The sequence below is a fragment of the Janthinobacterium sp. GW458P genome (assembly GCF_002127585.1).
In the GTDB taxonomy this organism is placed as follows: domain Bacteria; phylum Pseudomonadota; class Gammaproteobacteria; order Burkholderiales; family Burkholderiaceae_D; genus Janthinobacterium.
In genome coordinates this window covers 1-13,260 of sequence record NZ_NEGZ01000001.1, presented here as the reverse complement: position 1 = coordinate 13,260, position 13,260 = coordinate 1, and the positions used below count along the sequence as shown (strand labels likewise).

The 13,260-nt window shown below is 63.4% G+C and carries 15 protein-coding genes, 1 tRNA gene and 1 pseudogene; 9 read left to right on the top strand and 8 right to left on the bottom strand.

What is annotated here, in order from left to right; translation table 11 throughout:
* Window position 1: 1 nt before the first annotated feature.
* Entirely contained in the window at window positions 2–154 is a 153-nt protein-coding gene (locus CBW50_RS29220) for a hypothetical protein (protein WP_172404634.1), read from the bottom strand.
* A gap of 109 nt (window positions 155–263) precedes the next feature.
* Here CBW50_RS29220 and CBW50_RS00070 point away from each other — a divergent pair, with 109 nt between their 5' ends.
* Window positions 264–1,580, top strand: coding sequence for a hypothetical protein (locus tag CBW50_RS00070; RefSeq protein ID WP_086143620.1), 1,317 nt, complete (start codon window positions 264–266; stop codon window positions 1,578–1,580).
* A gap of 67 nt (window positions 1,581–1,647) precedes the next feature.
* On the opposite strand, the gene CBW50_RS00065 is transcribed toward CBW50_RS00070, so the two are convergent.
* Together CBW50_RS00065 and CBW50_RS00060 are read right to left on the bottom strand one after the other, a co-directional pair.
* Window positions 1,648–2,412: an SDR family oxidoreductase gene (locus CBW50_RS00065; RefSeq protein ID WP_086143619.1), complete on the bottom strand. Its 765-nt coding sequence runs from the start codon at window positions 2,410–2,412 to the stop codon at window positions 1,648–1,650.
* Window positions 2,413–2,499: 87 nt separating this feature from the next.
* Window positions 2,500–4,470 (bottom strand): APC family permease, encoded by a 1,971-nt coding sequence (locus tag CBW50_RS00060; RefSeq protein WP_086143618.1) that lies wholly within the window; start codon window positions 4,468–4,470, stop codon window positions 2,500–2,502.
* 147 nt (window positions 4,471–4,617) lie between these two features.
* On the opposite strand from CBW50_RS00060, the gene CBW50_RS00055 reads away from it, so the two are divergent.
* Window positions 4,618–4,704: transfer RNA gene (locus tag CBW50_RS00055), tRNA-Leu, on the top strand.
* A gap of 47 nt (window positions 4,705–4,751) precedes the next feature.
* Here the strand turns inward: CBW50_RS00055 and CBW50_RS28555 are convergent.
* On the bottom strand, window positions 4,752–4,967 hold the full coding sequence (locus CBW50_RS28555; RefSeq protein WP_172404633.1) for a hypothetical protein: 216 nt from the start codon (window positions 4,965–4,967) through the stop codon (window positions 4,752–4,754).
* A 175-nt stretch (window positions 4,968–5,142) separates the two neighbouring features.
* Between CBW50_RS28555 and CBW50_RS00050 the strand changes: the two genes are divergently transcribed.
* Window positions 5,143–5,445 (top strand): hypothetical protein, encoded by a 303-nt coding sequence (locus tag CBW50_RS00050; RefSeq protein ID WP_139842354.1) that lies wholly within the window; start codon window positions 5,143–5,145, stop codon window positions 5,443–5,445.
* A gap of 249 nt (window positions 5,446–5,694) precedes the next feature.
* Complete coding sequence (locus tag CBW50_RS00045; RefSeq protein ID WP_086143616.1) at window positions 5,695–5,928, top strand: hypothetical protein; 234 nt, start codon at window positions 5,695–5,697, stop codon at window positions 5,926–5,928.
* 186 nt (window positions 5,929–6,114) lie between these two features.
* On the opposite strand, the gene CBW50_RS00040 is transcribed toward CBW50_RS00045, so the two are convergent.
* A complete protein-coding gene (locus tag CBW50_RS00040; protein WP_086143615.1) occupies window positions 6,115–6,360 on the bottom strand; it encodes a hypothetical protein in 246 nt (81 codons plus the stop codon).
* Between the two features lie 327 nt (window positions 6,361–6,687).
* Between CBW50_RS00040 and CBW50_RS29835 the strand changes: the two are divergent.
* Window positions 6,688–6,845, top strand: a pseudogene (locus CBW50_RS29835) (PLP-dependent aminotransferase family protein); the annotation flags it as partial.
* An 89-nt stretch (window positions 6,846–6,934) separates the two neighbouring features.
* Here the strand turns inward: CBW50_RS29835 and CBW50_RS00035 are convergent.
* Complete coding sequence (locus CBW50_RS00035; RefSeq protein ID WP_086143614.1) at window positions 6,935–7,513, bottom strand: NnrU family protein; 579 nt, start codon at window positions 7,511–7,513, stop codon at window positions 6,935–6,937.
* A 69-nt stretch (window positions 7,514–7,582) separates the two neighbouring features.
* On the bottom strand, window positions 7,583–7,975 hold the full coding sequence (locus CBW50_RS00030) for an Imm10 family immunity protein (RefSeq protein ID WP_086143613.1): 393 nt from the start codon (window positions 7,973–7,975) through the stop codon (window positions 7,583–7,585).
* A 147-nt stretch (window positions 7,976–8,122) separates the two neighbouring features.
* On the opposite strand from CBW50_RS00030, the gene CBW50_RS00025 reads away from it, so the two are divergent.
* The 3 genes from CBW50_RS00025 (at window position 8,123) to CBW50_RS00015 (ending at window position 9,868) form a co-directional block, all read left to right on the top strand.
* Window positions 8,123–8,539 (top strand): GNAT family N-acetyltransferase, encoded by a 417-nt coding sequence (locus tag CBW50_RS00025; protein ID WP_086143962.1) that lies wholly within the window; start codon window positions 8,123–8,125, stop codon window positions 8,537–8,539.
* 7 nt (window positions 8,540–8,546) lie between these two features.
* Window positions 8,547–9,302 (top strand): M56 family metallopeptidase, encoded by a 756-nt coding sequence (locus CBW50_RS00020; protein WP_086143612.1) that lies wholly within the window; start codon window positions 8,547–8,549, stop codon window positions 9,300–9,302.
* A gap of 65 nt (window positions 9,303–9,367) precedes the next feature.
* Window positions 9,368–9,868, top strand: coding sequence for a hypothetical protein (locus CBW50_RS00015; protein ID WP_086143611.1), 501 nt, complete (start codon window positions 9,368–9,370; stop codon window positions 9,866–9,868).
* Window position 9,869: 1 nt separating this feature from the next.
* Here CBW50_RS00015 and CBW50_RS00010 read toward each other — a convergent pair whose 3' ends face one another.
* A complete protein-coding gene (locus tag CBW50_RS00010) occupies window positions 9,870–10,670 on the bottom strand; it encodes a class I SAM-dependent methyltransferase (protein WP_086143610.1) in 801 nt (266 codons plus the stop codon).
* 274 nt (window positions 10,671–10,944) lie between these two features.
* On the opposite strand from CBW50_RS00010, the gene CBW50_RS00005 reads away from it, so the two are divergent.
* Window positions 10,945–13,260: MHYT domain-containing protein (locus tag CBW50_RS00005; protein ID WP_139842377.1), on the top strand; the 2,316-nt coding region annotated here is incomplete at its 3' end.

The window sequence follows — 13,260 nt, the reverse complement described above, 5'->3', positions numbered from 1 at the left end:
GTCAATTTTGCTGACCAGCACGGCCAAGCTGAGGTAATATCGGCGCCTGCCGGGCCAGTCCGCGGGCGCTGCGCGCCGCGGCAGCGTAAAATACGCCTTGGCGAAAGAATAAGAGCTGCATGAAGAAGAAGATGCCATTCCAGACGAGAATCATTCGCAACAGGATTTTCCCCGCTGAAATGGCGCATAATTTAACACTATGTTGAACCAGCGGGCAGCGCGTTTAGCCATCTGCCCTGCTAATTTTTGAATGAATTGATACCATGACCGAGATCACGTCCCTGAGAGACATCCCGCAAAAAAATATCTTCCGCAAGGGCGACACCTTTGTGCTGTTCGGCGAGCTGTTCGGCCGCGGCTATGTGAATGGCTTGCTGGACGAAGCGCGCAAGGCGGGCATGAACATCGTCGGCATGACGGTCGGCCGCCGCGATGAAAACCTGGCCCTGCGCCCGCTGAACGCGGAAGAGCTGGCCGAAGCCGAAGCCAACCTGGGCGGACGCATCATCAATGTGCCGCTGATGGCCGGTTTCGACCTCGACGCGCCGGCCGGTGAACCGACGCCGACGGCCCTGCTGGCCGACATGACCCTGAAAAGCTGGCAAGAAGACAAGCTGGACTGGGCGCAGATCGAACGCTGCCGCGAAGCCGGCATCGCCCGCTTCAGCGCTTCCGTGGCGAAAGCCATGGCCGAGCTGGACAGCCTGATTCCTGACGGCAGCAATGTCTATTTCGCCCACACCATGGCCGGCGGCATTCCGAAGGTCAAGGTCTTCCTGGCGATTGCCAACCGTATTTATAAAGGCCGCGGCGAGCGCTTCATGTCCTCGCGCGCCCTGCTCGACAGCGACCTGGGCAAACTGATCCTGATGAACTTCGACGAAGTCACGGCCAACACCCTGCAGCACCTGATCGACGGCAGCGCCGCCATCCGCGCGCGCATCGAGCAATCGGGCGGCCAGGTGCGCTACAGCGCCTACGGCTACCACGGCACCGAGATCTTGATCGACGGCAAGTACCAGTGGCAAACCTACAGCAACTACACGCAAGGCCTGGCCAAGATGCGCCTGGAAAACGTGGCCAAGGCCGCGTGGGAAAAAGGCATCAAGGCCACCGTCTTCAATTGCCCGGAAATCCGCACGAATTCGTCCGACATTTTCGTCGGCGTGGAACTGTCGCTGTTCCCCCTGCTCGACGCGCTGAAAAAAGAAGGCGGCGCGGCCTGGGCCGAAGAGCAATGGAAAATCTGCCAGGGCTTGCTGGAAGACGGCGTCTCGCTGCAGGACTTGCTCGACCGTATCGCCGCCTACAATGGCGATGCCACCAGCGTGCAGTTCCGCAACTTCGCCGCCTGGCCGATGGACAACACGCCGGAACTGGCCGACGTCATGATCGGCACCTCGGACGACATCACCAAGCTGCACAAGGACCGCAAGGAACTGATCACCGACCACCTGAGCTCGCTGGTGCTGGAAGGCACGGGTCCGCTGATGTTCCACGCCATGTCCGAGCCGCAAGCGCCCGTCGTCTGGCTGAACCACGACATCATCGCGCGCCTGCTGAACTCGGTTCACAACTGAGTTTGATCTAGCGCAAAGCACCGACGGCCCGGCTCATCCCCGGGCCGTCGGCGTTTCTGCGCAGGCGTTACGCGCGCAGAATGGATACGCCGCCGTCGGCCAGCAGCGCCGTGCCGGTGGTAAAACTCGATGCATCGGACGCCAGGTACAGCGCCGAGCGGGCGATCTCGTCCGGCGTGGCCAGGCGTTTCAAGACATGCAAGCCCGCCACGAAGGCCTGCGCCTCGGGCGTATTCGCCACTGCCCGCCCCATCGGCGTGTCGGTGCCGCCCGGCAGCAGGGCGTTTACCCGCACGCCGGCCGCGCCATACTCGGCCGCCAGGGCCTTCGTCAGGCCGATCACGCCGGCCTTGCTGGCCGCATACGCGGCCATGCCGGGCATGCCCACCGTATGGCCGACGAAGGTTGAAGTAAAGATCAGCGAGCCGCCGCCGCGCGCCGCCATGGCCGGCAGCTGGCATTGGGCGGCCAGGAAGGCGCTCGTCAGGTTGATCTCCAGCGTGGCGCGCCAGTCGTCGATGGCGACCTCGGGCGTGGCGCCCATGGGGCCCAGCGTGCCCGCATTGTTGAAGGCGATATCGAGGCCGCCAAAGCGCTCCATCGCCAGCGCGACGGCGCCGCGCGCGCACGCCGCATCGGCCACGTCGCCCACGCAGGCGACGGCCTGCGCACCGCTTTGCGCCAGCTGCGCCGCCAGCGCCTCGAGTTCCTGCCGCCGGCGCGCCACCAGCACCAGCCGCGCGCCCTCGCGGGCGAACAGCCGCGCCGCCGCATGGCCGATGCCCGAACTGGCGCCCGTGATGATGGCGACCTTGTTTTCCAATTGCAACATTTGCTTCCCCTTCAAGTGATTGAAAGGGAAAAGATAGGCCGGCAAGCCGGGCGCGGCACTCCGCTTCTTGCGCTGGAATCGATGCCGTCAGACTTTCATCGGCAATATCACCATCTGCAAGCCTTCCAGGTGCAGCCGCCGCTGCACGGCCAGCGAAGCCTGGTTGTGCAGCACGCGCGTAAACCAGTTATCGGTGGTAAAAATCAGCTTGCTGGTGAAAAAGATGCAGTTAGGAAATTCTTCATTGATCGCTTCGCACAGCTTGGTGATTTCATCGACGGCGTCCGTGCCGAAACCCAGGTAGGACGACGAAGCCATGCCGTGGCTGTGGCAAAAGTCGACGAAGAATTCCAGCGTGTCCGCCGCTTCCTGGCGCATCTGCGCCATCGCCCCTTCGCCGCCATACGCGTGCGAATCGACGGTGCGCGCATTGACGAACAGAAAATTCTTGAAGTGGCCGGGGAACATGCGCTGCACCCACAGCAGCGCGTGCAGGCCGCCGCCGCGCGAGGTGCCGACGATGAACACGGCCGTCTGCGCGTCCGGCTGCGGCTCGATGGGCACGATGGGGTCCACGTTCGCGCCGAAGGGCTGGTGCGCGAAGACTTCGTCGACTTCGAGGATGGCCTGCTTGGTGCGCCGGTAATGACGGCGGATGGCGATGCACAGGGCCGCGATGGCGGCGATGATCAGCACTGCGGCCCAGCCGCCGTGCATGAAGCGCTCGACCAGCAGAATGATCAGGATGCCGGCGCAAATGACGAAGCCGACCAGCGACAGCAGCAGGCGGCGCAGCCAGTGCGTGCCCGGCGTGCGGTTGCGCAGCCAGTACAGGCACAGGCCGAACAGGGAAATGGCGAACGTGAGGAAGACGGAAATCGAGTACAGCACGACCAGCAAGGTCACGCTGCCGCCCGTCCAGAACAGGATGGCCAGCGCCGCCAGGCCCATGACGACGATGCCGTTCTGCGTGACGAGGCGCGTCGACAGGTAGCGGAACTTGTGCGGCACCCAGGAATCGGCCGCCATGTTCGACAGCACCGACGGCCCGCCCAGGAAACCCGTATTGGCGGCGACGAACAGCAGGCCCGCCTCGAAGGCCAGCACGATCACCAGCAGCGCCTGGTTGAGCATCTCGCCGCCCAGGCCCATGCTGGCGATGATGGTTTTAAACGTCGAGGCGTTCAAGGTCTCGCCCGGCGTCGGCGTGGCGTTCCACAGCAGGTACAGCAGGATGATGCCGCCCGCCGTGAACGCCAAGGACAGGGCCATGTAGAGCATGGTGATCTTGCCGGTGCGCACCCGCGGTTCGGCCAGCAGGTTGACGTTGTTCGAGACGGCTTCCAGGCCCGTATAGGTGCCGCCGCCTTGCGAATACGCTAGCAGCAGCATGCCGGCCACGCCGGCCCAGCCGATGCTGCCGGCCAGCGCCTGCGTTTCCGCCATGGTCACGGGCAGCAATTCGGGCAAGTGCGACGAGTGCGCGACGACGCCGTAGACGATCAGCACCAGGTGCGTGATGACGAAACCGATGAAGATGGGCAGCAGGATCTGGATCGCCTCTTTGAGCCCGCGCAAATTCATGATGATCAGCAAGCCGATAAAACACATCTCGGCCCACAATTTATAAGGCTGGAAGCCCAGCGGCAGGAACGAGGCCAGCGCGTCGACGCCGGAAGCGATGGAAATGGCGATCGTCAGCACGTAGTCGAGGATCAGCGCGCAGCCGGAAATGAGGCCCAGGTACGGTCCCACCAGCTTGGTGGCCACGCGGTAGCCGCCGCCGCCCGTGGGAAACAGCTCGATCACCTGGTTGTAGGCCAGCGCGATGATGAAAACGGTGACGGCCGTGGCCAGCGCCAGGTACAGGCCCAGGTGGGCGTGCGGCCCCAGCGCGCGGAAGGTTTCTTCCGGTCCATATGCCGACGAAGACAAGCCATCGGCGCCCAGCCCCACCCACGCCAGGAAAGCCACCAGCGCCATCGAATGGCGCGTCTCAGCCTTCATCGGGTCGAGCGGCTTGCCGAGGATAATTTCGCGTATCTTCTTGTATTTCATGCGTCTGGCCGGCATGCAGCGCCAGCATCGGGCCGGCAATACCGCCGATGATACCCGCAAATAAGCGTTGCCGGACGTTATGCAAAACACACGCCAAGCAAAAAACTTGCCGGATTGTGACAAATCAGTGATAATGCGTCTCGCGTTGCCGGGATGGCGGAATAGGTAGACGCACGGGACTCAAAATCCCGCGCTGGAAACAGCGTGCCGGTTCGATTCCGGCTCCCGGCACCACAATCATGTATCACACGGTCTCACCAAATATCAAAACCCGCATGCTTTCAGGCTTGGCGGGTTTTTTGTTGTCCGTATTTGTCCGTCGGCGTACAGTCAAAGCCATGAACTTTGTTGGTACTTTTTGCCGGATTTAGGATTTTCTCTAAAAAAATACCATCAGGGAGTGCGCCATGCCACTGTCCGATCTGCTTATCCGCCATGCCGTCTACAAGGGCACGCCCAGCGGCGACAAATATCCCGGTAAGTTGCCGTATCTGCACGGGACTATTTTCCCAAAAAAGCATTTCCTTTAATGTATGATCCTCGATAGGTCTGATACCGCTTCGATAACTTTCCGATAATGGGAAGAAAAGGCATCAGTCAACCGTCTGGTGCCTGGATTTGACCGATATGCTCATGCCGAGCCGAATAAAATTACAAATAAAAAGTTGGATTATGAATAAAAAATTCGCTCTCTTTTTACTTTTAAACATGTTCGCCTTTTCTGCCTCGGCTCAGTGGAAAGCGACGACGAAGCAGGAATGTACCAAAAGGTGTGTCGAATCGGATGCTGGAAATCCAAGGAAAACGGCATTTGACGAGAAATTAAGGAAAATCCGCGAAAAGAAAATCATAGAGCAAGATGACGATAAACTTCAAGGATTGCTAAAAGAGGAAAAGCAGGAGGTCGAAAATTACAAGGACAACGTCGAAAAGATATGTACGTCCATTTGCAAAGGCAATCCTGAGGCCAGGTAATTAGCGCGTCACTCGTGGCCATGCTGGGTGCAAACAGACGGGTTCTGCGGGCCTAGTTGTACACATCATCTGTACCGGCGGCCGAACTGTGCCATGCATCAGCTACACGGCATGACATCTGTGACATATTATTTATCATCGTTTGGCTTGGCAACATGCCGCCGTCCGGCAATGCCAACCGTCCCGAGTCAGCCAAAGGGCGACCTCATTGCCATTTCACGACACACAGACCAAAAAGATGAGGCCAATATGAACTACGAAGAAATCGGCAAATTCATCTATGGAGCATGCCGCAGTGGCGCCGCACCGATGGATATTGAGAACTGGATGGCCGATGATTTAGGGATTGCCCGCATACCAACCAGCGATAATGACGCCGCCGCCAGGCTGATGACTGCTTTTTTTGCCAAGTACGACGATAGCGAGAAGCTTCAGGAAAACTATGACCGTTTCGTAGCAGAACTAAACAATCGGCAATCATAACGCTACCGGCCGCGCCTCTGCGGCGGCTCAGGAACACAGCCTGACATCGACGGCAACCGGTCAAAAGCAGGCTGTTGCCGCACGTCAGGGCAGGGCCGCTGCTCGAATGCCGGGAGCCCAAGGCAGCCGGCGGCACCTGCGCTCAGCGGCGCGACAAGACCGGGATCGGCCGACTATTCCTTGCCATCATGGAAAGATGATTTCCAAACCGAGCACCTTGACGAAGAAGAAGGTGACGATCCCCAGGCCCAGCAGCAACAGCGTGAAGATTGCGACCACCTTGCCGCTCGCGCGCAGCACCGCGCGGTTCTGCTTCGCCTTGTTCTCATCCTTCTTACCTTGATCGTAATGCCACTTGATGGCGAAGAACATGCCCGTGACGAGCACGAAGGCCTTGAATGTCACGAAGACTATAGGAGTCCAATCGATCATTTTGCGTATTTCCAGTCTATTACTTGACACTATCTATCGTGAGGAGCACTGCCTCAATACGCTGCCTCAGCAGCTTCCGTGCAAACCATCCCCTACGGGCATCCTGTTTGAATCTTGCATTATATCCAGCCATGGAATAAGCATGGCATTCTGCAAAGTAATAGGCCGAATACGATGAGCGGGGGGAAAACGTCAGCGACCGTCATACAAGAATGGTGTTGCTGCATGTGCTGATGCATACTACTTCAAAACAATTTCCATACATTGAGACAAAATGTCCCAGTTGAAAACCATGCAAGATGAACATTTGACTATCTGGCTGCCGCGCTTGTCCGTCCCGGTGCGCAAGCGGCAATCGCCGCATTGATCCTTGCGCTGACGCCGCCTGGCGACGGGATCCTCGCTTGCGTGCCGCAGCGCCCCAATTCGGCCGGCACATCATCGCGGCGGAAGCGGACCGGCACCGGATGGCGCGCGACATCCTGGCGGGGCGCTGCAACGGCGCGGAAGACGGCCTGCATGTCAGGCTCGGGTTGCCGGCGTACAAGGAACTCCCCGCAGCTGGCGCATCCGTCTAGCCGAACGGCCGCACGCCAAACAGCACGCCATGCAGCCAGAACGCCAGCAGCAGCCACAGCGCACAGCCCGCGGCTATGGCGGCCAGGGTGCCTGGCGCGGTGCCGCCCTGGTAGCTGACGCCGGCCGCGCGGTCGCGCCGCACGGCGCAATACAGGTCAACTGACGACCAGACGAGGAAGCCGCCGAACAGCAGCACGTCGGCCACGCTGCCGTTGGCCAGCAGGTGCGCGACGGCCCAGAATTGCGTGCCCAGCAGCATGGGATGGTGGACCCAGGTCTTGATGCGGTTGCGCGGCACATTGGCCGCCGCCAATAAAATCAGCGAGAACAGCATCAGCAGGCCGCTGGCGTGGCGCAAGCCCATGGGTGGCGTCCACAGCACCTGCGGCTGCTGGCGCGCCAGGGCGTAGCCCCAGATGATCAGGCCCAGGCCGGCAAACGCCACGAGCGAATAGACGCCCTTCCAGCGCTTTTCGCCGAGGCGCGCCAGCTGGGCGCTGCGCCAGCCGTCGGCGACGATGCGCACCGAGTGCACGCCCAGAAACAGCAGCAAACCGAGTATCAGCACCGTCATCGTGTTCTCCCGCAGTCAATACCAGTTATCGAGCATAGACGAGGCCATGGCCGGCGTCGTGCGCGCAGATCAACGTTCTTCGCGATAGTAGTCGCAGCCTTCAAACGTCGCGCGCAGCGCCTGCTGCAGCCGGGCGTAGCGCTCGGGCGTCAAGTTGAAACGCACATCGATCTGGCCGTCGTCATCCATCTGCATGGCCGCCTCGGCATCCATCTGCACGGACAGGCGGTTCGGATGCAGGATCACGGCATGCATGTGGCCATACCAGGCAAATTCCTGGCCGCCGTATTCAATATACGGTTCGTCCATGCCCATCGCCGCGTCCTGCGCGTCGTATGCGTCGGCGCGCTGCAGCATCAGGTAGACCGGCTCGCCTTTGCCGGCTGGTGCGGCCAGGGTGGTGATCAGGGCGTCGTCTTCATGGATGACGGACAATTCGGTGGCGGTAAATCCTGCGGACATGGCATGCTTTCAACAATTCAAGGGATGGCGCCACCATAGCGCAAAAGCGCCTCGGACGACATAGGGCGCGGCGAATAAAGCGTGCCGCCTCCAGCCGTGCTGGCCGCCTATAATGGCCATTCCATCCATATTGCACAGGAGAACGCCTTGTCCGCAGCATCGCCCTACACCACCCGCCTGGCCATTCCCGCCATCGCCACCTACCAGCAGCTGCGCGTTGCCGCCGGCCTGAGCGCGAAAACCACGGAGGCGGCGGCCAAAGGCTTGCCGAACTCGCTGTTTGCCGTGCAGGTGCTGCTGGGCGACACGGTGGTGGGCATGGGCCGCATCATCGGCGACGGCGGCTGTTTTTACCAGGTGGCCGATATCGCCGTGCTGCCGGCCCACCAGGGCAAGGGCCTGGGCAAGCTGATCATGCGCGAAATCATGCGCTTCATCGACGGCGAAGTGCCGCCCAGCGCCTACGTCAGCCTGATCGCCGACGGCCAGGCGCAGGACCTGTACGCCCAGTTCGGCTTCAGGCACACGGCGCCCGCCTCCGTCGGCATGGCGCTGAAGCGCTAGGCGCCCGATGCCTGCCTGGCTGCTGAGTAGTATGGCGCTGGCGCTGCTGCTGTCGGCCGGCGCCTGGCGGATTGAGGCCCTGCTGCAGCGGCGCGGCCAGCCACGCCGCCGTACGCGCTGGCTGTGGCTGGCGGCCATGGCCGCGTCCGTTCTGCCGCCCCTGGCCTGGCTGCCCGGCGTGCTGGCCAGCCTGCCGCCCGAGCTGTCGCAGCTGAAGCTGGCCTGGCTCACGTTATCAAGCGGCATGCTGACGCTGCTGGCGCTGCGCAGCATCTGGCTGCTGTCGCACCAACGCCGCTGGCAAAGAACCACCTTGCTGGGCACGCCTGTATTCTTGAGCGGCGGCATCGGCCCCTGCGTGGCGGGACTGCTGCGGCCCCGCATCGTGATGCCCGTGTGGCTGCAACTAATTCCCCTCAAGCAACAGGCGCTGCTGCTGGCGCACGAGCAGTGCCGGGTCCGGGCGCGCGACCCGCAACTGCTGGCCCTGGCCTACGCCTTGATCCTGATCATGCCGTGGAATGTGCCGCTGTGGTGGCAGCTGCACCGGCTGCGCTTTGCCATCGAAGTCGATTGCGACGCGCGCATGCTGGCGCAGGGCCACGCGCTGCGCGACTATGCCTTCGTCCTGCGACGGCACGGCCAGTATTATTCGGGGCTGACGGGCGCCTCGCCGCTGGTGCTGAACGACCCGCTGGCATTGCGCCGGCGCCGCCGCATCATGGCCAGGTTTCCCCGGGACGGCGCGGCGAACTTGCTATAGTAGCGGCCATGGCGCACAGCGCGCCGCCGCCCCCGGCCCATCCCCCAAGAAATCAGAGAGATACCATGCTTTACCTGCTAGCCATCGCCGTCGTCATCGCCCTGCTGTACTACGTCTTCAGCGGCCGCGCGCCCGCCCAGCCGCTGCACAAGCCGCTGCTGTCGATACGTCAGTACGTGCCGGCGATTCCCGCGGGCGCGCCCGTGCACCACTGGAGCGACGAGGGCCGTTTTGCGTCGGAGGTGGAAAACGAAGCGATGTACCAGAGCGCCATCGCCAAACTGGCCGGCGAACACGGTCCCGGCAACGCGGAAGAAAAATGCCTGGCCCTGCTCGTCTGCGACGACGCCAACCCGTTCCAGGACAAGGCCATCGCCGTCTTCATCGACGGCCAGCTGGTGGGCTACCTGTCGCACAACGACGCGCTGCGCCTGCGCCGCAACCTGGGCCGCCAGGACCTGGTGGGCCAGCTGACCTCGTGCGACGCCGTCATCCGCGGCGGCGGCCTGTGGAACGGCAAGCGCCTGGCGTATGCCGTCTGGCTCGACCTGCAGCCGTACAACTGAGTTACACGACGCGCGCCTGTCGGATGGCGCGCGTGGCGATAAAGCTGGGCAGGTATTTTTCAATTTCAAAGCGCGGCTGCGGGTGCATTTCCTCGTGGTAACCCGCCAGCACGAAACCGGCCGCCAGCTGCCCGCCGAGCTGGCTGTCGAGGCCGTGGCCGAAGACCAGCGCCTCGCCCTTCTCCATGCGCGCCGCCAGCACGTCCGCCGGCATATCGTCCACGTCCGAATACGGCAGCACGAAGCGGGGCCGTATCAAGCCCTGCTGTGCCCATTGCGGATCGCGGTCGCCGATGAACACGGCCGGATTGAAGAAGCTGCTCAGCAGCACGCCGCCATCGGCCAGCACGCGCGCGCATTCGCGCCACACGGGGGCGATGTCGGGTACGTACTGGTTCGACACGGGATGGACGATGACATCGAAACTGGCGTCGGAAAAACAGGCCAGGTCGCGCATGTCGCCCTGCACGGTGGCCAGCCGCAAGCCGTCGCGCGCAGCCACCATGCGGTCTTGCGCCAATTGCTGCTCAGATAAGTCAAAGACGGTCACGTGCGCGCCGGCGGCCGCCAGCACGGGCGCCTGCTGCCCGCCCGCACCGGCCAGGCACAGGATGCGCTGGCCCCGCACCTCGTCCAGCCAGCCGTCCGGAAGCGGCCCCGGCGTCAAATGGATTTGCCACTGTCCGGCGCGCGCCGCCGCGATGGTGGCGCTGTCGACGGGCTGCGACCACGGGCTGTTGCGGGCAGCCTGGGCATCCCAGGCGCGCTGATTATGCAGCAAGAAGTTGTTACTTAAAGACATAGTCATCCCTTCAGAAAAGCAGGGCGCAAATGTAGCACGAGGCACGGCCAGACGTCGCAGTTTGCAAAAAAACCACACAATTCCTGACCGCAACTTCCCGGCTTGCGCCGCCCTGCCACGGGCGCGGCGCGGTTTTCCGGCCGGACCCGCGATTACGCGACAGAGAAAATAATTATAATTAAGATATTTGTTTCCAGAAATCTGGTAAGGTAATCCGCATCGATCACCCACAGTGGCAGCGAGCCTACACGCGGCGCCGCGCCGTTTGCCCACGATGATACCTGCCAGCGTACAACAGCTGTTCCGCCTGCCCGCCGATCCGGCCCTGCTCCACGCCGGCCAGTATGCGCCGGGGCTCGTGCTGCTGTCGCTCGTGATCGCCATTTTCACGTCGTGGATGGCCTTCCAGATGACGGCCTACAGCCGCGCGCAGGCCAGCGTCAGCGGCCTGCTGCACCTGCTGTGTTTGCTGGCCGGCAGCCTGGCCCTCGGTTGCGGCGTATGGGCCATGCATTTCATCGGCATGCTGGCCTTCGAGCTGTGCACCAGCGTCGATTACGCCCCGGGCCTGACCTTGCTGTCCATCGTGCCCAGCGTGGCCGCCTCGTTCGTGGCCCTGGCCACCATCAGCCGGCGCGCCGTCACGGCGCCGCTGCTGCTGTGGAGCGGCCTGCTGGTGGGCCTGGGCATCGGCGCCATGCACTACACGGGCATGCACGCCATGCGCGTCGGCCTGGCGCTGCGCTACGACCCGCTGCTGTTCGCGCTGTCGCTGCTCGTCGCCGTGGTGCTGGCTACCCTGGCCCTGTGGATACGCTTCGGCCTGCGCGGCTGGAACACGGCGCCGGGACCGTCGCAGCGCCAGCTGATCAGCGCCTGCGTCATGGGCGGCGCGATGACCGGCATGCATTACATGGGCATGCAGGCGGCCCGTTTCGTGGGGACGATTCCGCCGGGCCACGACGCCGATGCGGACCGCCCCATGCTGGTCGTCGGCGTGACCGTGCTCACCGTCGCCCTGACCATCTTCGTCGCCTCGGCCGTGGGCGTCCTGCGCTACCGCGAACTGTTCCGCCACCTGCACCAGAGCGAGAACTGGATGCGCTCGTTGCTCACGAGCACCATCGACGGCGTCATCACCATCGACAAGGCGGGCGGCATCATCGACTTCAACGGCGCCGCCGAGCGCATCCTGGGCTGGCGCCAGGCCGACATCGCCGGCCGCCACATCAGCGTGCTCGTCAGCGACGTGCGCCAGTCCGGGCAGCATGGCTTGCTGCACTACCTGCGCACGGGCGAGGGCGACGCCTTCCAGTCCAGCGAGGAAATCCTGTACCTGCGCAAGGACGGCGCCCCCGTGGCCGTGCAGCGCTCGATGGCCAGCGCGCGCCTGGCCGACCAGGATGTCTATGTGCTGTTCATAACGGACATCAGCGAGCGGCGCGCCATGCTGGCCGCCCTGCGCGACAGCGAACAGCAGCTGCGCTCGCTGATCGGCAACCTTCCCGGCATCGCCTTTCGCTGCACCACGGCCGAAAACCAGCCCATGCTGTTCATCAGCGACGGCGTGGAAGCCGTCACCGGCTATCCGCCCGCCGACTTCCTCGGCGCCGCGCCACGGCGCAGCATCATGGGCCTGATCGCCGTCGAAGACCGCGCCTACGTCACCGACGTCTTCAAGCGCAGCGTCGCCACGGGCGAGCCGTATCTGCTCGAATACCGGCTGCTGCACGCGGACGGCAGGCCGCGCTGGCTGTGGGAGCGCGGCAGCGTGGTGCACGACCCCGTGGGCGCCGTGCGCTGCGTCGACGGCGTCATCCTCGACATCAGCGAGCGCCGGCAAATGGAGGAAGACTTGCGCATGGCCAAGGAGAAGGCGGAACTGGCGGCCGCCACGGGGGCCAGCTTCGTCGCCAACATGAGCCATGAAATCCGCACGCCGATGAATTCCATCCTCGGCTTCACGGACGTGCTGCTCGATTCGCCGCTGACGCCGGAACAGCGGCGCCACCTCGACACGGTACGCCAGTCGGGGCGCTCGCTATTGCGCCTGCTCAATGAAGTGCTCGACACGGCCAAACTGGACAAAGGCGCCGTGGCGCTGGAACTGCGCGATTACAGCCTGCTGGCGCTGATTGACGAGCTCGCCTCCACCTACGGCATCCATGCGCGCGCCAAGGGCTTGCGCATGGAAGTGCAGTACGACCCGCGGCTGCCGGCCCTGCTGCACGGCGATGAATTGCGCATGCGGCAAGTGCTGGGCAACCTGCTCGACAACGCCATCAAGTTCACGGCCAGCGGCGCCGTCAGCCTGGCGGCCCGCCTCGACGACGGCCAGCTGCACTTGCTGGTGCAGGACAGCGGCATCGGCATCCCCGCCGGGCGGCGCGACGCCATCTTTGAACCGTTCGTGCAGGCCGACGCCTCGACCACGCGGCGCTTTGGCGGCACGGGCCTGGGCGCCACCATCAGCCGGCAGCTGGTGACCCTGATGCAGGGGCGCATCCGGGCCGATGCCGCCGTGCCGCACGGCAGCGTATTTCACGTGACGCTGCCCCTGCGCCCGGCGCGCCGGCAGGCGCCGCCGGCC

Bases quoted from the DNA above. Each gene is read 5' to 3' on its own strand.
- CBW50_RS00010 (WP_086143610.1), bottom strand. From the start codon at position 10,670: ATGTCTTTAAGTAACAACTTCTTGCTGCATAATCAGCGCGCCTGGGAT.
- CBW50_RS00045 (WP_086143616.1), top strand. From the start codon at position 5,695: ATGAACTACGAAGAAATCGGCAAATTCATCTATGGAGCATGCCGCAGT.
- CBW50_RS00065 (WP_086143619.1), bottom strand. From the start codon at position 2,412: ATGTTGCAATTGGAAAACAAGGTCGCCATCATCACGGGCGCCAGTTCG.
- CBW50_RS00060 (WP_086143618.1), bottom strand. From the start codon at position 4,470: ATGAAATACAAGAAGATACGCGAAATTATCCTCGGCAAGCCGCTCGAC.
- CBW50_RS00020 (WP_086143612.1), top strand. From the start codon at position 8,547: ATGCCTGCCTGGCTGCTGAGTAGTATGGCGCTGGCGCTGCTGCTGTCG.
- CBW50_RS00040 (WP_086143615.1), bottom strand. From the start codon at position 6,360: ATGATCGATTGGACTCCTATAGTCTTCGTGACATTCAAGGCCTTCGTG.
- CBW50_RS00070 (WP_086143620.1), top strand. From the start codon at position 264: ATGACCGAGATCACGTCCCTGAGAGACATCCCGCAAAAAAATATCTTC.
- CBW50_RS00050 (WP_139842354.1), top strand. From the start codon at position 5,143: ATGAATAAAAAATTCGCTCTCTTTTTACTTTTAAACATGTTCGCCTTT.
- CBW50_RS00015 (WP_086143611.1), top strand. From the start codon at position 9,368: ATGCTTTACCTGCTAGCCATCGCCGTCGTCATCGCCCTGCTGTACTAC.
- CBW50_RS29220 (WP_172404634.1), bottom strand. From the start codon at position 154: ATGATTCTCGTCTGGAATGGCATCTTCTTCTTCATGCAGCTCTTATTC.
- CBW50_RS00030 (WP_086143613.1), bottom strand. From the start codon at position 7,975: ATGTCCGCAGGATTTACCGCCACCGAATTGTCCGTCATCCATGAAGAC.
- CBW50_RS00035 (WP_086143614.1), bottom strand. From the start codon at position 7,513: ATGACGGTGCTGATACTCGGTTTGCTGCTGTTTCTGGGCGTGCACTCG.